At 49.0% G+C, this 20,634-nt stretch carries 21 protein-coding genes and 2 tRNA genes; 10 read left to right on the top strand and 13 right to left on the bottom strand.

All coding sequences use genetic code 11. The annotated features are described in order from the left end of the window. Positions 1-2 precede the first annotated feature (2 nt). The 5 genes from clpX to AC9UES_RS01440 all read right to left on the bottom strand — a co-directional run bounded on the left by clpX (position 3) and on the right by AC9UES_RS01440 (position 4,126). Entirely contained in the window at positions 3-1,280 is a 1,278-nt protein-coding gene (gene clpX, locus AC9UES_RS01460) for an ATP-dependent Clp protease ATP-binding subunit ClpX (RefSeq protein ID WP_509526011.1), read from the bottom strand. Positions 1,281-1,334: 54 nt separating this feature from the next. Then, entirely contained in the window at positions 1,335-1,979 is a 645-nt protein-coding gene (locus AC9UES_RS01455) for an ATP-dependent Clp protease proteolytic subunit (protein ID WP_509523826.1), read from the bottom strand. 14 nt (positions 1,980-1,993) lie between these two features. Then, positions 1,994-2,575 carry an ATP-dependent Clp protease proteolytic subunit gene (locus AC9UES_RS01450; protein ID WP_509523823.1) on the bottom strand — a complete coding sequence of 194 codons (582 nt, stop codon included), beginning with the start codon at positions 2,573-2,575 and terminating at the stop codon, positions 1,994-1,996. Between the two features lie 103 nt (positions 2,576-2,678). Beyond that, positions 2,679-3,995: a trigger factor gene (gene tig / locus AC9UES_RS01445; RefSeq protein ID WP_509526008.1), complete on the bottom strand. Its 1,317-nt coding sequence runs from the start codon at positions 3,993-3,995 to the stop codon at positions 2,679-2,681. 58 nt (positions 3,996-4,053) lie between these two features. After that, positions 4,054-4,126, bottom strand: a tRNA-Pro gene (locus AC9UES_RS01440). 78 nt (positions 4,127-4,204) lie between these two features. On the opposite strand from AC9UES_RS01440, the gene AC9UES_RS01435 reads away from it, so the two are divergent. Next, positions 4,205-4,278 (top strand) — tRNA-Gly (locus AC9UES_RS01435). 1 nt (position 4,279) lies between these two features. On the opposite strand, the gene AC9UES_RS01430 is transcribed toward AC9UES_RS01435, so the two are convergent. Genes AC9UES_RS01430 through AC9UES_RS01415 form a run of 4 tightly spaced genes read right to left on the bottom strand, consistent with a single transcriptional unit; the run spans position 4,280 to position 7,447 of the window. Next, on the bottom strand, positions 4,280-5,080 hold the full coding sequence (locus AC9UES_RS01430; protein ID WP_509526005.1) for an Fpg/Nei family DNA glycosylase: 801 nt from the start codon (positions 5,078-5,080) through the stop codon (positions 4,280-4,282). A gap of 4 nt (positions 5,081-5,084) precedes the next feature. Continuing rightward, positions 5,085-5,789, bottom strand: coding sequence for an SdpI family protein (locus AC9UES_RS01425; RefSeq protein ID WP_509526003.1), 705 nt, complete (start codon positions 5,787-5,789; stop codon positions 5,085-5,087). A 3-nt stretch (positions 5,790-5,792) separates the two neighbouring features. Beyond that, positions 5,793-6,263, bottom strand: coding sequence for a ribose-5-phosphate isomerase (locus AC9UES_RS01420; protein ID WP_509526000.1), 471 nt, complete (start codon positions 6,261-6,263; stop codon positions 5,793-5,795). A gap of 11 nt (positions 6,264-6,274) precedes the next feature. Further along, positions 6,275-7,447, bottom strand: coding sequence for a cation:proton antiporter (locus AC9UES_RS01415; RefSeq protein WP_509525998.1), 1,173 nt, complete (start codon positions 7,445-7,447; stop codon positions 6,275-6,277). A 71-nt stretch (positions 7,448-7,518) separates the two neighbouring features. On the opposite strand from AC9UES_RS01415, the gene pepN reads away from it, so the two are divergent. Beyond that, on the top strand, positions 7,519-10,071 hold the full coding sequence (gene pepN / locus AC9UES_RS01410) for an aminopeptidase N (RefSeq protein WP_509525995.1): 2,553 nt from the start codon (positions 7,519-7,521) through the stop codon (positions 10,069-10,071). Then, positions 10,072-10,521, top strand: a complete 450-nt coding sequence (locus AC9UES_RS01405; protein ID WP_509525992.1) for a globin — start codon at positions 10,072-10,074, stop codon at positions 10,519-10,521. It abuts the gene before it with no gap. Here the strand turns inward: AC9UES_RS01405 and AC9UES_RS01400 are convergent. Further along, the gene (locus tag AC9UES_RS01400) at positions 10,518-11,183 is read right to left on the bottom strand and encodes a DUF8185 domain-containing protein (protein ID WP_509525989.1); all 666 of its coding nucleotides are present in this window, start codon (positions 11,181-11,183) and stop codon (positions 10,518-10,520) included. The two genes, AC9UES_RS01405 and AC9UES_RS01400, sit on opposite strands and share 4 nt — an antisense overlap. 52 nt (positions 11,184-11,235) lie before the next feature. On the opposite strand from AC9UES_RS01400, the gene AC9UES_RS01395 reads away from it, so the two are divergent. Further along, positions 11,236-12,159 carry an acyl-CoA thioesterase gene (locus AC9UES_RS01395; protein WP_509525987.1) on the top strand — a complete coding sequence of 308 codons (924 nt, stop codon included), beginning with the start codon at positions 11,236-11,238 and terminating at the stop codon, positions 12,157-12,159. Here the strand turns inward: AC9UES_RS01395 and ettA are convergent. From ettA to msrA, 3 genes are all read right to left on the bottom strand, one after another. Next, on the bottom strand, positions 12,131-13,813 hold the full coding sequence (ettA, locus tag AC9UES_RS01390) for an energy-dependent translational throttle protein EttA (RefSeq protein ID WP_509525985.1): 1,683 nt from the start codon (positions 13,811-13,813) through the stop codon (positions 12,131-12,133). The genes AC9UES_RS01395 and ettA overlap by 29 nt on opposite strands. 171 nt (positions 13,814-13,984) lie before the next feature. Continuing rightward, positions 13,985-14,428 carry a single-stranded DNA-binding protein gene (locus AC9UES_RS01385; RefSeq protein ID WP_509525981.1) on the bottom strand — a complete coding sequence of 148 codons (444 nt, stop codon included), beginning with the start codon at positions 14,426-14,428 and terminating at the stop codon, positions 13,985-13,987. A gap of 91 nt (positions 14,429-14,519) precedes the next feature. Beyond that, positions 14,520-15,041: a peptide-methionine (S)-S-oxide reductase MsrA gene (msrA, locus tag AC9UES_RS01380; protein ID WP_509525978.1), complete on the bottom strand. Its 522-nt coding sequence runs from the start codon at positions 15,039-15,041 to the stop codon at positions 14,520-14,522. Between the two features lie 23 nt (positions 15,042-15,064). Between msrA and AC9UES_RS01375 the strand changes: the two genes are divergently transcribed. Genes AC9UES_RS01375 through AC9UES_RS01350 form a run of 6 tightly spaced genes read left to right on the top strand, consistent with a single transcriptional unit; the run spans position 15,065 to position 20,624 of the window. Continuing rightward, positions 15,065-16,066 carry an aldo/keto reductase gene (locus AC9UES_RS01375; RefSeq protein WP_509525975.1) on the top strand — a complete coding sequence of 334 codons (1,002 nt, stop codon included), beginning with the start codon at positions 15,065-15,067 and terminating at the stop codon, positions 16,064-16,066. Between the two features lie 7 nt (positions 16,067-16,073). Then, positions 16,074-17,006: an EamA family transporter gene (locus AC9UES_RS01370; RefSeq protein WP_509525973.1), complete on the top strand. Its 933-nt coding sequence runs from the start codon at positions 16,074-16,076 to the stop codon at positions 17,004-17,006. 21 nt (positions 17,007-17,027) lie between these two features. After that, a complete protein-coding gene (locus tag AC9UES_RS01365; RefSeq protein ID WP_509525970.1) occupies positions 17,028-17,249 on the top strand; it encodes a hypothetical protein in 222 nt (73 codons plus the stop codon). A gap of 2 nt (positions 17,250-17,251) precedes the next feature. Beyond that, positions 17,252-18,613 (top strand): pyridoxal phosphate-dependent decarboxylase family protein, encoded by a 1,362-nt coding sequence (locus AC9UES_RS01360; RefSeq protein ID WP_509525968.1) that lies wholly within the window; start codon positions 17,252-17,254, stop codon positions 18,611-18,613. Positions 18,614-18,624: 11 nt separating this feature from the next. After that, positions 18,625-19,626, top strand: coding sequence for a nitrilase-related carbon-nitrogen hydrolase (locus AC9UES_RS01355; protein ID WP_509525966.1), 1,002 nt, complete (start codon positions 18,625-18,627; stop codon positions 19,624-19,626). An 8-nt stretch (positions 19,627-19,634) separates the two neighbouring features. Next, entirely contained in the window at positions 19,635-20,624 is a 990-nt protein-coding gene (locus AC9UES_RS01350; RefSeq protein WP_509525964.1) for an agmatine deiminase family protein, read from the top strand. Positions 20,625-20,634: the final 10 nt, after the last annotated feature.

The raw sequence follows: 20,634 nt of genomic DNA, 5'->3' as shown, positions 1-20,634 counted from the left end.
TACTAGGCAGATTTTTCTTGAGCTTGTTTTTTGAATGGGGTGATGGAAGCTTCTTTTTTACCTAAGACAACATCCTTGGTGATCTTCACAAGGCCCTGAGGCTCCATAGTTGGTATCTCAAACATGATTGGGCCAAGCACTGTTTCCAAAATTGAGCGCAAACCCCTTGCGCCGGTTTCGCGCTCGATTGCCATGTCAGCCATCAACTCCAGGGCTGCTTTATCAAACTCCAGCTCGAAGCCATCCAGCTCGAACATTCTTTGGTACTGCTTGGTAAGAGCATTTTTAGGAACTGTCAAAATATCCATCAAGGCCGAACGGTCAAGCGGTTCAACGGTTGCAATAACTGGCAGACGGCCAATGAATTCAGGAATCAGACCGAATTTTCTCAAATCTTCTGATTGCACATCGTTGAAGATGTCAGGATCCACACCGTGAGACTGAACTTCGTTGCCAAAGCCAATACCTCTCTTACCAGAACGGTTAGAAATAATCTCTTCTAAACCTGCGAAAGCACCGGCAACGATGAATAGCACATTAGTGGTGTCGATCTGGATGAAGTCTTGCTGCGGGTGTTTTCTGCCACCCTGCGGTGGTACCGAAGCAACGGTTCCTTCCAAAATCTTGAGCAAAGCCTGCTGAACACCCTCACCTGAAACATCCCGGGTAATCGATGGGTTCTCGGCCTTTCTGGAAATCTTGTCAATTTCGTCAATGTAGATAATGCCCTGCTCAGCCCGCTTGACATCAAAATCAGCTGCTTGCAGAAGTTTTAGCAGGATGTTCTCAACATCCTCACCCACGTAGCCGGCCTCGGTCAAAGCCGTAGCGTCAGCGACTGCGAACGGAACGTTAAGTCTCTTGGCAAGAGTTTGGGCGAGGTAGGTCTTTCCGCAACCGGTTGGACCAATCATCAAAATATTTGACTTGGCGATTTCGATTGAATCGTGCTCTTTACCGGCGGCGGTTAATGTGCCAACGGAACGAATTCTCTTGTAGTGGTTGTAGACAGCCACGGAAAGAACTTTTTTGGCTTTGTCTTGACCAATTACGTACTCATCCAAGTAACCGTAGATTTCTTTTGGCTTTGGAAGAGTTATGTCTTCAATTTCCTTGGCTGATGCTGCACCAAGTTCTTCTTCAATGATTTCGTTGCAAAGCTCAATGCACTCATCGCAAATGTAAACGCCCGGACCTGCGATCAGCTTTCTAACCTGCTTCTGGCTCTTTCCACAGAAAGAGCACTTCAGCAGGTCACCTGATTCACTGAGTTTTGTCATAAGTAAAACCCTATTACCCATCCCCGACAATCGCGGTTAGGTTCTCCTAAGGTTTTACTTGGCAGGCAGTGCGTTCTTACGAGAAGTAAGCACCTGGTCAATCAATCCGTAGGTCAGAGCCTCATCAGCGGTCAAGATCTTGTCACGGTCAATATCCTTGTTCACTTCGGCCACAGTCTTGTTTGAGTGCTTGGATAGTGTCTCTTCGAGCCACTCACGCAAACGCATAATCTCTTTAGCCTGAATCTCAATATCAGAAGCCTGTCCTCGACCAGAGTCACCGGTTGCAGGTTGGTGAATCAGAATTCTTGCGTTCGGTAAAGCTAGACGCTTTCCAGGAGATCCAGCTGCAAGCAATACCGCAGCAGCTGAAGCAGCCTGACCCAAACAAACAGTTTGAATGTGCGGTCTGATGTATTGCATGGTGTCGTAAATCGCAGTCATCGCGGTGAATGATCCACCCGGTGAGTTGATATACATCGTGATGTCGCGGTCAGGGTCTTGGCTTTCAAGAACCAAAAGCTGTGCCATGACATCGTCTGCCGAAGCATCGTCAACCTGAACACCTAGAAATACGATGCGGTCTTCAAAGAGTTTGTTGTAAGGGTCCTGGCGCTTGAAACCGTAGGAGGTTCTCTCCTCAAAGCTAGGAAGGATGTACCTAGCTTCTGGGGACAGGTTTGAAAGGTCTTTAGGCAATTTTTTGTTTCTCCCTACTTGTTTCCAACACCGGTGGCTGCACCAGCAGATGCTTGAATGTGGTCGATGAATCCGTACTCCAAAGCTTCTTGAGCAGTGAACCAGCGATCGCGATCGCCATCTTCCATAACTTGCTCAACGGTCTTTCCAGTTTGGTCTGCGGTGATCTGTGCAAGTTGACGCTTCATAGACATGATCAGCTCTGCCTGAGTTTGAATGTCGGCAGCGGTTCCACCGAAACCTCCGGCTGGCTGGTGAAGTAGCACTCTGGTGTTTGGAGTGGCATATCTTTTGCCCTTGGTGCCAGAAGATAGCAGGAACTGACCCATCGAAGCAGCCATTCCAATTCCAACGGTGACGATGTCATTTGGAACATATTGCATGGTGTCGTAGATGGCCATGCCGGCGGTGATAGAACCGCCCGGTGAGTTGATGTAAAGGTAAATATCCTTGGTGGAGTCTTCGGCTGCTAGCAGCAGAATCTTTGCGCAGATGTCATTGGCCATGTCATCGCGAACTTCACTTCCAAGCCAAACGATTCTGTCCTTTAATAGACGGTCAACGGTGGAGTACTTTTCCATTGCCTTATCTGCCATTTGAGTCCCTTATCCAGTGCTTGATTACTTGCTTGCTAGACCAAGATACTTCGAAACACGCCAAGATTAGGGCTTGTTCGCCTAGGGCAATAAAGCAGGTGTCTTAGTCGTGGTCGTGACCGGCGTGGGAGTCCTGGCTGGAAGAGTCACCTTTTAGGAACTCACCCAGGTCAACAGGGTTCTTGGCTTTGTCGGTCACGATGGCTTCGGAAAGCACAATTGATAGCGCCTTGCGCCTTGCAACCTCTCCGACAAAAGATGGAACCTGACCGTTTTTGCTTATGGTTTCGACAAACTGGTTTGGATCCATGCCGTAGTTTTGGCTGCTCAGCATCAGGTACTGCATAAGCTCTTGCTCGCCAACCTTGATACCTTCGGCGTCAACAATCGCGTCAAGCAACATCTGGACCTTGAAAGATTTTTCAGACTCTAAGGTGACTTCAGCGCGATGTTTGTCATCTTGTAATCTGCCCTCACCCTCTAGGTGGCGGTTCACGTCTGACTCAATCATTTCTTTCGAAACTGGAACGTCAACAATCTTTAGCAGTTCCTCGGTAAGAAGATCCCTTGCCTGGATTCCTTGTGAGTAACTCTTGGACTTAGCGATTTGAACTTCGATGTCGTCTTTTAGCTCTTTTAGAGTGTCAAATTGGCTGGCCAACTTGGCAAAGTCGTCGTTTGCTTCTGGAAGCTCGCGTTCCTTCACTGCATTTACCTTTACGGTAACTTCAGCCTCTTCGCCCGCCATGTCTCCGCCAACTAGTTTGGAACGGAACACGGTAGTTTCACCAGCGGTTAGAGTGTCAAGAGCCTCATCGATGCCATCGAGTAAGTTTCCAGATCCAACTTCGTAAGAAATGTTCTCGGCAGAGTCGATTTCTTTACGGTTGATACTGGCAGCTAAATCGATGGAGACGAAGTCGCCCTTCTTGGCAGCACGCTCAACTGTATTTAGGGTTCCAAAGCGAGCACGAAGGGAATCTAGCTCGTCGTCAATTTCCTTGCCGCCTACCTTGATGTTGTCAACAACAACCTTGAGTCCACGGTAGCCAGGAAGCTTAATCTCCGGTCTAACCTCTACTTCAATTTCAACAACTAGGTTTCCGAGGAATGTGTTCTCGTCCGGGCTTGACTTCACGTCAGCTTTTGGCTGGCCCAGTGGTCGAAGTTTGCTTTCTTCAAGAGCTTTTTTGTAGATGCCATCTAGTCCATCGTTGATGGCGTGAGCCATGATTGCTGGGCGTCCAACTCTTTGATCCAATAGCGCAGCAGGGATTTTTCCCTTGCGGAAGCCGGGTACGTTTACCTGCTGAGCGATGTGCTCGTAGGCGTGATCAAGCGAAGGCTTGAACTCTTCTGGGGTGACTTCGATGTTGAGCTTTACGCGAGTGGGGTTTATTCGTTCAACGCTAGTTTTCAAGTTGTTCTCCTGGAAATTTGCCCCCATAAAGGGGTAAACAAATATGGCTTTTTGTTTGTCGGGGTGACAGGACTCGAACCTGCGATATCCTGCTCCCAAAGCAGGCGCGCTAGCCACTACGCTACACCCCGGTGGTTTTTGGAAATATTTCCATAAACAACCTCGGTCAGTCTATCCCATACAATAGTGAGGTAGCGAACGGCTTTTTCGGGAGTGTAGCTCAATGGTAGAGCCTCAGTTTTCCAAACTGATGGCGCGGGTTCGATTCCCGTCACTCCCTCCAATTACCTCTGGCAGGTATTACACCAATAAAGCTTGCGGCTATAGAAAAGCTCAAGCTTCACTTTCTTGCCACACTGCCAACAAGGCAAACCCTCACGTTTATATACGTAGTAGCGATCATCAATAGGCACTCTGCCCTTCAAAAATCCCTCACGAGTTAGCATCAACCCGGTCCTAACTCCTATTTTCATAAGCGTTACGGCGTCATCCCAAATAGCCAATAGCGCCTGCTCGGAAACTTTATTTCCTGGTTTATGCGGGCTAAGGCACGCTCTAAACAACAGCTCAGCTCGATACACGTTACCTATGCCACTGATTACGGCTTGGTTCATAAGCAGTGAACCAATAGGCGCAGCCGAGGCTCTCACTTTCGATACGAAACGAAGAGCTTCTTTGCCGGAAGGATCCGCTCGCAAAGGATCGGGGCCAAGTCGCTTATAAACTGCCAAAACCTCACCGGAATCAACAACCTCGCAAACCGTTGGGCCTCGAAGATCCGCTGAAGCAGCGTTTGATCCAAATCGTGCTCGCACCTGTCCCCAGACTTCTGGCGCTTGACTGATTGGAACGTTGTAGAAGTTCCACTTGCCATAGATACCTAAATGAACCCGAATGGTTAGTTTGTTATCGAAGCCAAGAAATAGCTGCTTACCAATCGCGCTAGATTCAACAAGTTTTCTTCCAGAAACCAGTGTTGCTTGCTCGGCAAATCTTCCTTGCGGTGAAGAGATCTTGAGCTTCGAATCAACAAATAGCTGAGCAAATTTGTTTGCAGTTCTGTGAACGGAATGGCCTTCTGGCATGCTGCTAGGAAATTAGGTCTTCTATTGAGGCAACGATTGCTTTTGGGTCTTTGCTTCTTATGGACACCTCTGTGCCGTCCTGGAGGTTGAGCTTGACGGCTGGCCCCTTAGAAGGAACGAATCCGATTTTGCGAGTGGTCAGCCTGATGCCCCACCCTCCAAACTCCCGTGCTGATACAACCCCAGCAGACGCGCTAACAATCTCTTCGGGATCAAAACTCATAATTGTCAATCCGCGCAAGCGAATCTGAACATCTTTTCCGACCACTACTTCTGGCATTGACAATAAAAATGCCAGAAGAACTGGAACCGACAGCAGGATAACTGCAAACACAGGCCACGGAAAGTAAACTGCGGCGGCATCAGTTGCTCCGATTTGGATAAACAAAGAAACGCAAAGGATTGCAGTAACTAGCCAAAACACTATTCCGAACACCAGAACCACTAGATTTCTAATTCGAATTTTTGACTTTGGCCAGAAATCTGCAGCAAGCAAAGGGAGCCAGAGAACTAACTGAAGAATTAGCACGGTTAGTGCAAACTCGCTAACAGAAACGAATCCATCGGGCTGCATTGTTATGCCCCAATGAATGGCCACCGGGTTAGGTAGCTGACCGGCAGCATCAAGCCAAAATGTGAGAACTTGCAATCCAGCGATAGCAAGTGGCGGAACTAACCAAGTGTTCAGTCTCGTTAGGCCAAGCTTCATTAGCTAGCTGATCTCTCCGGTTTGCTCGTAGAGCCCAATTTTTCCGATTCGACGCTCATGCCTTTCATCACTGCTATAGGGCTCAGCGATGAACACCTTGATTAGCTCAAGTACTTCTTCCTTGCTGTGTTGTCTGGCTCCAACGGCGATCACGTTAGCGTCGTTGTGCTGCCTCGCTAATTCAGCGATCTCTTTGTTCCAAACCAAGGCGGCTCTAATGCCTTTTACTTTGTTGGCAGCCATTTGCTCACCATTTCCAGATCCGCCAAGAACAATTCCAAGAGCGGGGACCTCAGCTTGCAAGTCGCGCTGCACCGCAAGGGCGGCATTAATACAAAACGCTGGGTAGTCATCAAGTGGATCTAAGGACTGTGGTCCGTGATCAAATACTTCGTGACCGAGATTAGTTAGCTCCTTGATTAGGTAGTGGCTAGTTTCTAGCCCGGCATGATCGGTCGCGATGTGGATTCTCATATCTACCTAATCTACTTATCGAAACCACTGCGAAGAACTCGCAACACAATTGAGCCAATTACTGCAGTGAGTGTCACGTAGCTAAGCGTTAGTGCTTGCAGGTTCACCGATAGCACCGCCGGGGCCGCAAGAGCTGCGATAACCATTGAGAACTCACCCCTTGGGGTCAAGAAGGCACCAGCTCGAATCCAGCTGAGCTTGTCGACCATATCCCTGGCAATCCACCAGCCAACAGCGAATTTTCCTGCGACACCAATAACGACAAAAAGCAACAATGCCGGAAGCACTTGCAGAAGCTCTGAGAAGTTGGTGGCCAGACCAAAAAACAAAAAGAATATAGCGGCGAACAGATCCCTTAGTGAACCAAGTCGTCCTCGCACCGTGTTGGCGACCTCACCGGTAAGTAAAAGACCAACAAGGAACGCGGCGACCGCGCCCGAAAATCCTGCAAGGTCGGCGACTCCGGCAGCCAACAAAGCCGATCCAAAAACAGTCAATAGCAAGCCCGATGGAACATCGGGATTCAAGATTCTGGACCACTTGGCATTACCGCGATAAGAAATTATCAAAACAAGTCCAGTAATGATCAATGCAACTGAAACTGACACTAGACCCGCGGCTGCCGAGAGACCAAGCACTAGCGATGTCAAGAGCGGCAAGTACGGAGCTAGAGCAAGATCCTCGAACACCAGGATTGCTACCACTCGCTTGGAAAGTTCCGATTTTCGCCAACCGGTTTCACGAAGTAACTCTGAGGCAATTCCGGAAGATGAAACGTAAGTGATGCCACCAACTACAAGTGCAGCCAGCGGCCCCCAGCCAAAAGCAAATGCAAGTAGGGCGCCAGGAATGAAGTTTGCAGCAATGTCAAAAATTCCAGCGGACTTTCTATCTTTGAAAGCTTTAGCCAAATCAGGTGCGGAATATTCCAAGCCCAGCAAAAGAAGCAGCAAGATGGCACCGATTTGTGCTCCGATTGCTAGAAAATCTGAACTTAGATTAACTAAACCAAAACCACCCTGACCAACCGCAAGGCCCACAATCAGATACAACGGGACGACAGAGAATTTCAGCCAGGCAGCGATGAAAGCAATTACTCCAAGTCCAACTAACAGCGCGCCAATTTCAGCGAGGGTCTGCGACGCCTCTGGTGAGCCCCCTATGGCCATGACTGGATTGATCACATTGTTATTGTTTCACACCCTGCTATCCCCAGTTAGGCTTTGGGATGAAGAGTCACTAGAGAGAAGAACCGATGCCCGGCGAAAACCTAACAAGAATCGAAGCTCAAGAGCGAGCAGTTGCCTTGGAAGTTCAGAGCTACCAAGTGGAGATCGACCTCACCCAAGGTGCCGATTTCTTTGGGTCCACTACCCGGGTGCGCTTTACCTCCAAAACTCCTGGCACATCAACTTTTATTGACGCAATCACAAACTCTGTTCACTCAGTGGTGCTCAACGGCGAGGTCTTGGATCCAGCTGCAGTGTCTGATGGCATTCGTATCCAGCTACCTTCTATTGCTGCCGAGAATGAGTTAGTTGTTGTGGCGCAGGGTAAGTACACCAACACCGGTGAGGGTCTGCATCGTTTCGTGGACCCAGTCGATCAAGAGGTATACCTCTATACCCAGTTTGAAGTGCCGGATTCTCGCCGAATGTTCGCTGTTTTTGAGCAACCCGACCTAAAGGCCACATTCCAATTCAACATCACGGCTCCTAGCTACTGGAAGGTAGTTTCTAACTCCCCCACCCCAACACCAAATGACCTTAGAGAAGGTGTCTCGGTTTGGAACTTTGAAGCCACCCCTCGCATCTCAAGCTACATAACCGCTCTAGTGGCAGGTCCCTATGTCGAGGTAAGAGATGAGCTAGTTTCTTCCTCTGGAAAAACCGTTCCGCTAGGTGTTTTTTGCCGCAAGTCATTATTTGAGTTCTTGGACGCCGAATACGTCTTTGAAAAGACCAAGCAGGGCTTTGAATTCTTTGAGAAGCAGTTTGACTACCCATACCCGTTTGAAAAGTATGACCAGCTCTTTGTTCCCGAATTCAATGCCGGAGCAATGGAAAATGCTGGAGCGGTGACTTTCACTGAGACTTACGTTTTTCGATCCAAAGTAACGGACGCCGTAAAAGAACGTCGCGTTGTAACTATCTTGCACGAGCTGGCTCACATGTGGTTTGGTGATCTAGTAACCATGCGCTGGTGGAGCGATCTGTGGCTAAACGAATCCTTTGCCGAATACATGTCTACTTTGGCTACCCAGGAAGCAACCGAGTGGCACGGAGCTTGGGCGACCTTTGCCTCTTTAGAAAAGTCCTGGGCTTATCGCCAAGACCAACTCCCATCGACGCATCCAATCGTTGCTGAAATAAACGACCTAGAAGATGTGCAGGTGAACTTCGATGGCATTACCTATGCCAAGGGAGCGTCTGTTCTCAAGCAGCTTGTTGCTTGGGTTGGCCAGGACCCATTCATGCGTGGAGTCTCCGACTACTTCAAAAAGCACGCCTACAAAAACACTGAGCTCAAAGATCTATTGAAAGAGCTCGAAAACCAAAGCGGAAGAGATCTCAGTGAGTGGTCCAAGCTTTGGTTGGAGACCGCAGGTGTAAACACTTTGCGACCAGAGATTGTTGAAAAAGATGGAGTAATCGAGTCATTCGCCATCTTGCAATCAGCAATCGATGCCTATCCGTACCTAAGACCACACCGCATTGCTATTGGTCTCTACGAAGAGCAAAACGGCAAAATCGTTCGAACCGATCGAATCGAGTTGGATGTTGAAGGAGCCAAGACCGAGGTTCCAGAACTTGCCGGCAAAAAACGTCCAGCTTTGATCTTGCTAAACGATGACGATCTCACCTACGCAAAGATTCGTATGGACGAGGCTTCCTGGAGCTTTGCTTTGGACAAGCTTTCACTTATCGAAGACCCTCTAGCTAGAGCTTTGGTTTGGGGATCTGCTTGGGATGCAACACGTGATGGAGAAACCTCACCTCGAGATTTTATAAAGCTCGCTCTTCGTCACCTTGAGTTCGAGACTGAGTCAACAACTATGTTGACTGTGTTGAGGCAGCTGCTGACGGTTGCGAACCTATATGTAGCCGAACAGAACCGCTCTACTGAGCAGCTTTCACTGGCTGATGGCTTGTGGAGCTTGGCTCAAAATGCCGCAGCAGGCTCAGATGCGCAGTTGCAGTTTGTAAAATTCTTTGCGCAGTTTGCTAGAAGCGATCAGCAACTAGCACATGTTTCAGCCCTGCTAAATGGTGAGCTAAAGCTTTCCTCACTTGCAATTGATACTGACCTGCGCTGGGAGCTTGTTACCTCTTTGGCTGTTGGTGGAAAGATTTCGAGTGAGCTACTAGATCAAGAGCTCGCAAGCGATAACACCGCCAACGGGCAAAAGTATCACGTTGCTGCCGTTGCGGCCTTGCCAGACCAAGGTTCCAAGCAAGCTATGTTTACGAAGTTGGTTGCTACCGATGAGCTATCGAATGCGTTGGTAAATTCTGCGAGCTTGGCTTTTGGAAGAGTACTGGATCCAAAGTCACTACAGCCTTTTGTTTCTCAGTACTTTGCGAACGTACTCAAGATCTGGGAAGACAAGACGTATCACATGGCCGAATACCTTCTTGTGAACCTCTACCCGCTGGCACTTGCCAACAAAGAACTTGCCTCCGAAACGCAAGCTTTTCTTGCCAAGGCTGAGGTTCAAAGCAAACCGGCGCTTCGCAGAATCGTCATCGAGAACCTTGCCAATGTTGAAAGAGCCCTTAACGCTCAACAGCGGGATCAAAGAAGCTAAATGTCTGGTGAGTTTGAGGACGCCAACCGCGTTGAGGTAGTTCGAATCAAGGGGCTTTCTGGTGAGGCAGTTGAGGGTAACTTCTTTGAGTTAGTTGGCGGCACCGATACCTTCAAGAAACTCGTGGCTAAGTTTTATGAGGGTGTTGCCACCGACGATGTACTAAAACCAATGTATCCAGAAGACGATCTGGGTCCAGCAGCCGAACGGCTAAGAATGTTTTTGGAGCAGTACTGGGGTGGTCCGCAAACCTATCAAGAAACCAGGGGACACCCAAGACTCAAGCAGCGCCACCAGCCCTTCAAGATCAACCCGCTTGCTCGTGAGAGATGGTTGCATCACATGAAGGTGGCGTGTGATTCTCTGGAGCTAGCTCCCCTGCATCAAGCACAGCTTTGGGGATATCTAGATCGTGCAGCAACTTCAATGCTGAACACATTTGAAGATTAGAAGTGCTTGGCTTCTTTAGATAACACGTGGCCAAATTGTGACGAGAGTCTGACCCAGCCCTGTGAGTGAAAAACGGGAACCATTTCACCCTCTGTTAGAAACCCAAGGCCCGCAGCCGCAAAAGCGGCACCGGCAGGAACTTTGGAATCAAGGTCAATGGCTCTGCCCCAAACCTCGGAACGAATACGAGCCGCTATTGGTCCGCCAACAGATTCTGGAATTGTCTCCGCTACTTCAATGATGCCTTTTCTGGCAACCCCGGTAAGCATGTATTCCGGCAAGCTCGTAGCTTCCACCCAACCGGTTCGTGGTGGCGAAACTCCAGCCCAGGGCACACGCTCAGAAGATTCGAGATGAAATACAAAACTCTGGTCTGCTTCTGGCTTTTCTAGTTCAAACGCGATGCGATCCAGAATTGCCTGGATTGGAACCAGCACGTTGATCTCAGCTTCTTGCTTGAGATCCATCGTTCGAAGGCCCAGAACGGTTGGACCATCATCCAAAATGTTTGCGGTAAACAAGGGCGCTACATAAGCAGTCAAAAGCGCTCCAAAGGCCCTGAGCCTTACAACTCCCTTGGGGTCCATTTTCTTGGCCCGAGTCAAAAAGGTTTTAAGATCAAGCGCAGTCTGCTGGTCCAAAAGCTGGAAGTCATTTTTCATTTCATTACTAAACTTACCCTGATAGCTACCCAGCAAAGTAAGGACACCCAAGATGACCAAGGTTCCCCCACCTAAAGACCCACTTGCCGATCTGCTGATAGCTCTGGATTTAAAAGACGCCGGTGGGGCAAGAACCAAAGAAGACATTTTTATTGGCCCGTCGCAGTGGATGCCGCACGGAAGAGTGTTCGGTGGTCAAGTACTGGCGCAGTGCACCGTTGCAGCAACCAGAACGGTGGACCCGGATAGAATCCTGCATTCGCTCCACGGCTATTTCTTGAGACCAGGGGACATTGATTTCCCAATTACTTTTTCGGTTGACAGACTCAGAGACGGTAAGTCGTTTTCAACCCGAAGAGTTCAGGCTTACCAAAAAGGTGAACCGATTTTTTCCATGATCTCTTCATTTCAAACCGAGAGTCCAGGACTTACCCACCACGAGCAGATGCCAGAAGGTTTGACACAGCCAGAAGATCTTCCCTCGGCAGCTGAAGTGCTTGGCGGTATTCCTCACCCGGTTGCTCAGTACTGGGCTAAGGCCAGACCGTTTGATTTGCGTCACGTGCAGTCACCGATCTACTTTGAAGTAAAGGGTGAGCCAGTAGCTCACCAGGCAGTTTGGCTCAAAGCAATCGGAGAATTACCTGTCTCTCCAACCCTGCATCAAGCTGCCCTTGCGTACGCTTCCGATTTCACGCTTCTTGAAAGCATTTACCGAAGACATAAAATTTCTTGGGCTAAACCGGGGCTAAAAACTGCGAGCCTCGATCACGCGATGTGGTTCCACGCTCCCGCCAAGGTGGATCAGTGGATGCTCTATGTTCAAGAATCCCCCGCTGCTCAAAACAGCAGAGGTTTAGCCATTGGAAAGATCTTTAGTCGCGAAGGTGTCTTGCTAGCAACAGTTGCCCAGGAGGGAATGGTTCGAGTCCCCGAAGGTAAGGTTGCTAGTCTCTTGTCAATCTTCGGTAAGTAGAGCGGTGCGGCTTAGCAGCGTCTGGGCCTAAGCGTTCAATCTTGTTTTCCTCATAAGCTTCGAAGTTTCCTTCAAACCAATACCACTTATCTGGCTTCTCGTCAGTTCCCTCGTAGGCCAAGATGTGAGTAGCAACTCGGTCCAGGAACCACCTATCGTGGGTAATCACCACAGCGCAACCAGGAAACTCCAGTAAAGCGTTTTCCAAAGAACCTAGAGTTTCAACATCTAAATCGTTTGTTGGCTCATCCAGTAGCAGTAGGTTTCCACCCTCTTTCAAAGTCAAAGCAAGATTTAGCCTGTTGCGCTCACCACCGGATAAAACTCCGGCAGGTTTTTGCTGATCTGGTCCCTTGAAGCCAAAAGCTGCAACATAAGCACGCGATGGCATCTCAACTTGTCCCACTTGAATGTAATCAAGACCTCCGGACACAACTTCCCAAAGGCTCTTTTCGGGATCTATGCCTCCGCGGGACTGGTCAACGTAAGAAATCTTTACCGTCTCACCAATTTGGAGCTCGCCACCATCAAGGGTTTCTTCGCCAACAATCATCTTGAATAGTGTCGATTTACCAACACCGTTTGGTCCAATAACTCCAACAATTCCATTTCGAGGAAGCGAGAATGACAAGTCGGAGATCAAGCTTCGATCACCAAAATTCTTTTGCAGGTTCTTGGCTTCCAAAACTATGTTTCCAAGTCTTGGGCCCGGCGGAATCTGAATCTCTTCGAAATCTAGTTTTCTTGCCTTATCAGCTTCGCTTGCCATTTCTTCGTATCTGGAAAGCCTTGCCTTGGATTTTGTCTGTCTCGCTTTCGATGAAGAGCGAACCCATTCAAGTTCATCCTTTAGGCGCTTAGCCAACTTGACGTCTTTCTTACCTGCCACCTCTAGGCGCTCTTGCTTTTTCTCCAAGTAAGTGGAGTAGTTACCTTCGTATGGATAAGCGCGTCCACGATCGAGTTCCAAAATCCACTGCGCAACGTTATCTAGGAAGTACCTGTCGTGAGTAACGGCTAGAACTGCACCAGGGTATTTTGCCAAATGCTGCTCGAGCCACAAAACACTCTCCGCGTCCAAATGGTTTGTTGGCTCGTCAAGAAGAAGTAGGTCTGGCTTTTCAAGAAGCAATTTACAAAGCGCAACACGGCGCTTTTCTCCACCAGATAGATGGGACACCGGGGTGTCACTAGGTGGGCAACGAAGAGCATCCATTGCCTGCTCTAGTTGTGAATCTAAATCCCAGGCATCCAGGTGATCAATTGCCTCTTGTAGAGTTCCCATCTCTTCAAGCAAGCTGTCATAGTCGGCGTCTGGATTGGCAAGTTCTGCTGAGATTTCGTTGAACCTATCAAGCTTTGCCTTTACCTCTTTTACTGCCTCTTCAACGTTGCCAAGCACGGTCTTTGTTTCGTCGAGCTTTGGCTCCTGCATCAAGATGCCAACGGTGTAACCCTCACTCAGGCGAGCTTCTCCGTTGGAGGGAGTGTCCAGACCAGCCATAATCTTTAGAACAGACGATTTACCAGAACCGTTAGGTCCAACAACACCAATCTTGGCGCCCGGGATAAATGAGAGCGTTACGTCATCCAAGATAAGTTTGTCGCCGTGCGCTTTTCGCGCTTTGATCATCTGATAAATAAATTCAGCCATTATTCCCTCAAATTGTGGTGTCAAAAAAATGACACCCTTTTCACCAAGAGTGCTGTGGATAAGTTTATCCGACAATGATGTGACTCATTGTGAGTCAACAATCAAATACACCTAGGTAAAAAGGGTGTCACGCGACCAGGCGCTTAGGGGGAAGTAGCCTGACCGGGTCTGTTACTTGCTCGCGGAGCTAAGCAGCGTTGTCTCCTTGGGCTCAAACTCTTCATCTTCAATTTCACTATCTGCTGGCTCTTCGCGAACCAGAACAGTGCGGGTGAATACCGAATTGCCCCAGGACAAATCGTGACCAATCACATCTGCCTCAATCTCAACAGAGGTTCCAGTTCTTTCTCCGTTATCCCAGTCACGAACCTTGAGCCTGCCTGAGGTGCAAACACGATCGCCTTTGGATACCGAGCTTGCGGTGTTGATGGCAAGCTGGCGAAAACAGGTCACGGTGAACCAGTTGGTTTCCCCGTCGATCCAAGAGTTTTTGGATCTATCGAAGCGGCGCTTGGAGGAAGCCAAGCGAAATGAGGTTATTGGCAAGCCATCTTGAGTGACTAAGTGCCTAGGGGTTGTTGCTACTAAACCTTGAACTGAAAATACATCTGACATAGCTACCTTTTTCTCTGATTGAACTAAACAGAGAAAAAGACTCTCAAAAGGTCTCAGGCTTGTGCGGGTTGAAAAAGAATCTGTGGAGAAGTTATTTCAGGTAAGAAGTAAAGGCCTTTGCGGTCTTTGCCATCTTGGGTTTGACCACCATGTTGCAGTAGCCCTTGTCAGGGTTCTTGGCAAAGAAGTCCTGGTGGTAGGTCTCCCCCATCCAGAACTTTTCGAGTGGCAATAGCTGGGTAACAATGGAGTCTCCCCAGACTTGCTTGGCTCTTTCTAGTGCTTGTTCGAATTGAGCTTTTTGGTCTTCCCCGTCATAGAACATGCAGCTTCGATAGCTAGTGCCAATGTCGTTACCTTGGCGGTTTAGCTGGGTGGGATCATGCAAGGTAAAGAAGATGTCCAGAATGACATCGGCGGGAATGATGGATTCATCGAAGATGACCTTGGCCACTTCAGCATGGCCGGTTCCCTCACCGCAAACGGCTTCGTAGTTTGGGTTTTCAACATGGCCCCCGCTATAGCCGACCTCGACGTCGCTCACGCCACGAAACTGCATAAAGCTCGAATCTAGGCACCAAAAGCAGCCACCGCCGAGGACAAAACTGATCATCTAGCTAGCTTAGGCTTGTGTTTATGAAATTTCGAGCCAGCCAAGACAGATACTCCCAAATCAAGTACCGCCGGGTGGGAAAGTCCGGATTATTGCTTCCGGAAGTATCCCTAGGTCTTTGGCATAACTTCGGCTCGGATCATTCCTTTGCTAACCAGCGCGCGGTGCTTCGTCGTGCCTTCGATTTGGGAATAACGCATTTCGACTTAGCCAATAACTACGGTCCGCCCCACGGTCAAGCCGAAATCAACTTTGGTGAACACCTGCGCAAAGACTTCACTGCCTACCGTGACGAAATGATCATCTCCACTAAAGCCGGATACGACATGTGGGACGGGCCATACGGCGAGTGGGGATCAAGAAAGTATCTACTTGCCTCACTCGATCAATCACTTGATCGCATGGGTCTCGAATACGTTGACATCTTTTATTCACACCGATTCGATCCAGAAACTCCCCTGGAGGAAACTATGGGAGCACTCGCCTCTGCAGTAAGAAGCGGTAAGGCTCTATACGTTGGAATCTCCAACTATGACCCACAGCAAACCATTAGGGCAAAACAGATTTTGGATTCGATGGGCATACCGCTACTGATTCACCAGCCAAAGTATTCCATTCTGGAAAAAACCCCTGAGTGGGGATTATTGGAAACGATAGAGGATCTCGGAATAGGCTCGATTGTATTTTCGCCCCTGGCCCAAGGATTGCTAACCGATAGATACTTGGACGGAAAAGTTCCAAAGTCTTCGAGAGCCTCTAAAGGAAAGTTCTTGCCTTCTGCCCAAATAACCGAACAATACCTAACTGCTGCGAGAGCTCTAAATGCTGTTGCCACTTCTAGAAATCAGTCCCTTGCACAAATGGCGATTTCTTGGGTGCTAAGACAGCCCGCGGTGACCAGTGCACTTATTGGAGCCTCTAGCGTGAAGCAGCTCGAACAAAACTACGCAGCTATCTTTGCAAACCCGTTCACCATGGAAGAACTTCGGTTAATCGATGACGCAACCAAGAACGGGTTGGGTTAGTAACTAATTGAGAACTAAGCATCCTGCTCTTGGAGTCTTCTTTGCCCTAGCTGGCGTTGTCCTGTTTGGGTTAAATGCCTCGACTTCAAAAGTCACTATGGCAGCAGGAATTTCTCCCGCGGAACTTGTTATCTTTCGCTCGCTTGCTACAGCCCTAGGTGCCGGTATCGCGCTGGCTCTGACAAATCCAAAGGCTTTCAAGGTAAAGCCAAAGGAATGGAAAAATCTTGTAATCTTTGGAATCTTTGGTGTTGCGCTCATGCAGTGGTCCTACTCCAATGCGGTTGCCAATTTGCCAGTTGGCATCGCGCTTCTAATTGAATACACCGCGATTGTCATCGTCCCGCTGGTTTCTTTGTGGCTCTTCAAAGAAAAAGTGCTTCCTAGGCTGTGGTTTGCAATTGCCATGGTGCTGGGTGGCCTGGTGGTAGTTTCTAGAATCTGGGATGGCGGATTGAACCCAATTGGTGTGATGTTTGCTGTGGCTGCTGCTCTGTTTTTGAGTTTTTACTTTCTTATGGGAGAGCACACCCTCAGAAACAGAGACGCGCTTTCTACTCTTTTTTACAGCATGTCCGTGTCTGCTATGTTTTGGCTGATCGTGACCCCGTGGTGGAACTTCGATACCTCTCTGTTTGTGAAGACTGTCTCACTAACCGGTAACTTGGCGCAGTACGAGCTTCCGCTTTGGGTGCTTCTGATATGGATTGGGGTCTTCGGGTCCTTTATTCCCATGCTGTTCTCGTTTCTGGCTCTAACTCACCTGAGGGCGACCGCGGTGGGTGTTATTTCTACCGCTGAGACCGTGATGGCCTTCGTTTTTGGTTGGGCTTGGCTAAATGAGAGAATTGATGGGCTTCAGGCGCTGGGAGGATTATTGGTTATCGCCGGAATCGTTCTGGCACAAACTTCCAGGGTAAAAGATCAGGAAACTTCCTAACCAACTGCCAAAAGGACAAACGTGCGAAATGATTCCGCTGCAATGCTGGCAACAGTGGCGTTGGTTGGACTTGCAGCACTGCTCTTGGCATTTTTTGACACCGGCACCTGCGTTGTCCCCGATGCTGAGGGGTTCACGACCTGCCAAGATATAGCTGACCAGAGAACTTGGGCGGCCGTAATTCTTGGGGCAGTCGTGGTGATTGGCTTCTCAGTTTCAATAATTCGAAGAAAGAAACGCTAACCGTGCATGAGATTAACGATGAAACCAAAGCGCTGCGTGAAGCGATATTCGAATATGTGAGAGTTCGAATGGATTACAGCCCAGCGCCTTTGGACTCATCTAAAACTGAAGCGGAGCTACTTAGCCAAGCGGGGCAAACCGTTACCGAGCAAGGCTTAGGGGGGCATACCGCCCTCAAGCTTTTTGAAGAAGTGCTCGCGCCAGCAACAATTTCTACTGACCACCCAGGGTTTTTGTCATTCATCCCAAACGCCGCGACTAAAGCATCGACGCTTTTTGACCTAATTGTTTCTGCCAGCTCGATTTATGGTGGATCGTGGTTAGAGGGCTCGGGCGCAATTTTTGCCGAAAACCAAGTCTTAGCCTGGCTCGCAAAGGAAGCCGGCTTACCTGCAACTTCTGGTGGTGTATTTACTCAGGGAGGCACTGTTGGAAATCTCTCCGCACTCGTTGCAGCAAGGCAAGCTCACCGAAACAAGCTCTCTGAATCCGGTATCAGTTTCAACGGAAGATTGGCTTTCATTGCCTCTAAAGAAGCACATTCTTCTTTGAAATCTGCAGCCCAGGTTATGGATGTTGACATCCTTCTGGCAAAGCCTGAAGTAAACGGCAAGCTACTTGCAAGCTCCGTTAAAGAAGCGCTTGAGGCGGCAGAGCCAAATAGCGTCTTTGCAATTGTTGCTACGAGTGGCACCACAAACTTTGGAATAGTTGACGACTTGCGTGGAATCGGTGAAGTTGCCAACGCAAATACAATCTGGTACCACATCGATGGCGCTTATGGGTTGGCTGGAATCTTGAGTCCGAAATACAGGCATTTGTTTGATGGGTCGGAGCTTGCTGATTCATTTATCGTCGATCCACACAAATGGTTGTTCGCACCATATGATGCATGCGCTCTTGTGTATAGAGACCCTTCTTTTGCTAAAGCATCACATACTCAGCGGGGAGAATACTTAGAAACACTAAATGAGTCTGGGCTTTGGAACCCTTCGGACTATTCATTTGGATTAACTAGAAGAACGCGAGGCTTACCGCTTTGGTTCTCTCTGGCAACGCATGGAGCTCAGAAGTACCGGGAAGCAATTGAGGAGAGCATTAATGTAGCCCATCAGGCAGCTGATTTGATTCGTGGATTGGATTACCTAGAGCTAGTTCGTGAGCCAGAGTTATCGGTTGTGGTTTTTGAGCGCAAGGGTTGGGGCTTAGCTGACTACGACAGTTGGTCCGAAAAACTACTTAAGGATGAAATTGGATTTGTAGTTTCTTCAAGCCATCAGGGAAAACCAAACACCCGCTTTGCGATTGTGAATCCGCTAACCTCAATTGAATTACTCTCCAAGATTCTTGAAAGCATGAACTAAGGAGCCAAAAGATGAAGCTAACTGTTGCTAACGCCCCCGAGTCACTTTCGAGAGTAAAGCCCGCGACCCAAAAGCCACTTCGAGTTGGTTTAGTGCAAACCAAATGGCATAGCGATCCTGCTGAACACGACGCAAAGCTGTATGAAGGTATCAAAATTGCTTCCGAAGCTGGAGCGAAGATTGTTTTCCTGCAGGAGCTAACTCTGTCTCGCTACCCAGCCGATGCTAAGCCTGAGGGAGTTCCATCAAAGATTGCAGAGCCTCTTGAAGGCGGTAAGACGCACCTGTTTGCAGCTCGAGCGGCTAAGGATTTTGGCGTCATCGTTCACGCGTCGCTTTATGAAAAAGCCGACCTGGCAGATGGGCGAGGTCTAAACACCGCAATCTTGGTTGACAGTAGTGGCAATATCATCGCCAGAACCCCAAAGCTTCACATCCCGGTAACCGCCGGCTACTACGAAGATAAGTACTTTCAGCCAGGCCCTTCGGATCAAGACCCATACCCTGTTTACAGTCTTGACTTAGAAGGAGTGAAGGCAAGCTTTGGCTTGCCTACCTGTTGGGACGAGTGGTTCCCCGAAGTTGCTAGAAACTACTCACTTCGCGGAGCGCAGGTTCTTGCTTATCCAACTGCCATCGGCTCAGAGCCCGACCACCCAGACTTTGATACTGAACCGCTATGGCGCCAGGTGATTGTTTCGCACGGCATCGCTAATGGAACTTTCATGGTCGTTCCAAACCGATACGGCAACGAAGGTGCCTTGAACTTTTATGGCAGCAGTTTTATCTCAGATCCATTTGGAAGAGTTCTCGCCCGTGCTGGAAGAGACACAGATGAGATCTTGGTTGCAGATCTAGACCTAGATCAAAGACGTGACTGGCTCGATTTGTTTCCATTCCTCGCTACCCGTCGACCAGATACCTATGACGCACTGACCAAGCCGGTTGTGAACAAAAGAGTCGACTCTGGCGATGGCGAGCAAGGCGGCATTGCGGGAGTGTCGCACTCATGAAACTGAGAATGCCTGCGGAGTGGGAAAAGCACGAGCGCACCTGGATGTCTTGGCCACCAAACAACTATCTACTTGGTGAAAGCGATCAGGAAGCTGAGCTAACGCGCACCACTTGGGCAAATGTTGCCAACGCCATCGCAAAGTATGAACCGGTTACAGTGCTTGCCACCTCTGATCAAATCGAACTAGCCCGGAATTATCTACACTCCAGTATTGAAATTGTTGAAGCTGAACTAAATGATGCTTGGCTTAGAGATAACGGGCCGACTTTTGCAAAATCAGATACGGGTGAGCTTGTTGCTATCAATTGGATCTTCAATGGTTGGGGTAATCAGCCTTGGGCGAGCTTTGACAAAGATCAACTAACGGCAGGATTAATTGGAAAGCTAACGGGATCCAAGGTGGTTGACTCTGACCTAATAAATGAAGGCGGCGGCATCCATGTAAATGGAGCGGGCACAGTGCTGCTTACGGAAACCGTTCAGCTAGGAGAGGGCAGAAACTCCAGCTGGAGCAAGCAGGAAGTCGAGGCGGAGATCCACGCCAAGCTTGGAACCTCAAAAGCCATATGGGTAAAGCGTGGCCTGACTCGCGACTATGACGGCTTTGGAACAAGGGGTCATATCGACATCGTTGCCTGCTTTGCTAGCGAGAATGTGATTTTGTACCACGACCAGCAAAACCCCACTCATCCTGACTTTGAGGTTTCTAAAGAAGTAAAAGCAACTCTTGAAGCCGCGGGTGAGTTTGAGTTGATTGCTTTGCCAGCACCGAAGGTTTTGCGCGATGAAGAAAGTTTTGTCGACTACAGCTACATCAACCACTACATAGTCAACAGTGCTGTGATTCTTTGTTCATTCGATGACCCAAACGATAAGGTAGCCAAGGCAATCCTTGAGAAGGTTTATCCGGAGCGAGAGATTGTGTTAGTGGACGCCAAGCAAATCTTTGCTAATGGTGGCGGTATTCACTGCATCACACAGCAACAGCCTGCCTGACCTGCTTCTG

Source organism: Rhodoluna sp., assembly GCF_044232805.1.
Taxonomy (GTDB): Bacteria; Actinomycetota; Actinomycetes; order Actinomycetales; family Microbacteriaceae; genus Rhodoluna.
This window is presented reverse-complemented; position numbering and strand designations above follow the sequence as displayed.

Coding starts and splice junctions, on each gene's coding strand:
- clpX (WP_509526011.1), bottom strand. CDS start 1,280: ATGACAAAACTCAGTGAATCAGGTGACCTGCTGAAGTGCTCTTTCTGT.
- AC9UES_RS01450 (WP_509523823.1), bottom strand. CDS start 2,575: ATGGCAGATAAGGCAATGGAAAAGTACTCCACCGTTGACCGTCTATTA.
- AC9UES_RS01430 (WP_509526005.1), bottom strand. CDS start 5,080: ATGCCAGAAGGCCATTCCGTTCACAGAACTGCAAACAAATTTGCTCAG.
- AC9UES_RS01425 (WP_509526003.1), bottom strand. CDS start 5,789: ATGAAGCTTGGCCTAACGAGACTGAACACTTGGTTAGTTCCGCCACTT.
- AC9UES_RS01420 (WP_509526000.1), bottom strand. CDS start 6,263: ATGAGAATCCACATCGCGACCGATCATGCCGGGCTAGAAACTAGCCAC.
- pepN (WP_509525995.1), top strand. CDS start 7,519: ATGCCCGGCGAAAACCTAACAAGAATCGAAGCTCAAGAGCGAGCAGTT.
- AC9UES_RS01405 (WP_509525992.1), top strand. CDS start 10,072: ATGTCTGGTGAGTTTGAGGACGCCAACCGCGTTGAGGTAGTTCGAATC.
- AC9UES_RS01400 (WP_509525989.1), bottom strand. CDS start 11,183: ATGAAAAATGACTTCCAGCTTTTGGACCAGCAGACTGCGCTTGATCTT.
- AC9UES_RS01395 (WP_509525987.1), top strand. CDS start 11,236: ATGACCAAGGTTCCCCCACCTAAAGACCCACTTGCCGATCTGCTGATA.
- ettA (WP_509525985.1), bottom strand. CDS start 13,813: ATGGCTGAATTTATTTATCAGATGATCAAAGCGCGAAAAGCGCACGGC.
- AC9UES_RS01385 (WP_509525981.1), bottom strand. CDS start 14,428: ATGTCAGATGTATTTTCAGTTCAAGGTTTAGTAGCAACAACCCCTAGG.
- msrA (WP_509525978.1), bottom strand. CDS start 15,041: ATGATCAGTTTTGTCCTCGGCGGTGGCTGCTTTTGGTGCCTAGATTCG.
- AC9UES_RS01375 (WP_509525975.1), top strand. CDS start 15,065: ATGAAATTTCGAGCCAGCCAAGACAGATACTCCCAAATCAAGTACCGC.
- AC9UES_RS01355 (WP_509525966.1), top strand. CDS start 18,625: ATGAAGCTAACTGTTGCTAACGCCCCCGAGTCACTTTCGAGAGTAAAG.
- AC9UES_RS01350 (WP_509525964.1), top strand. CDS start 19,635: ATGCCTGCGGAGTGGGAAAAGCACGAGCGCACCTGGATGTCTTGGCCA.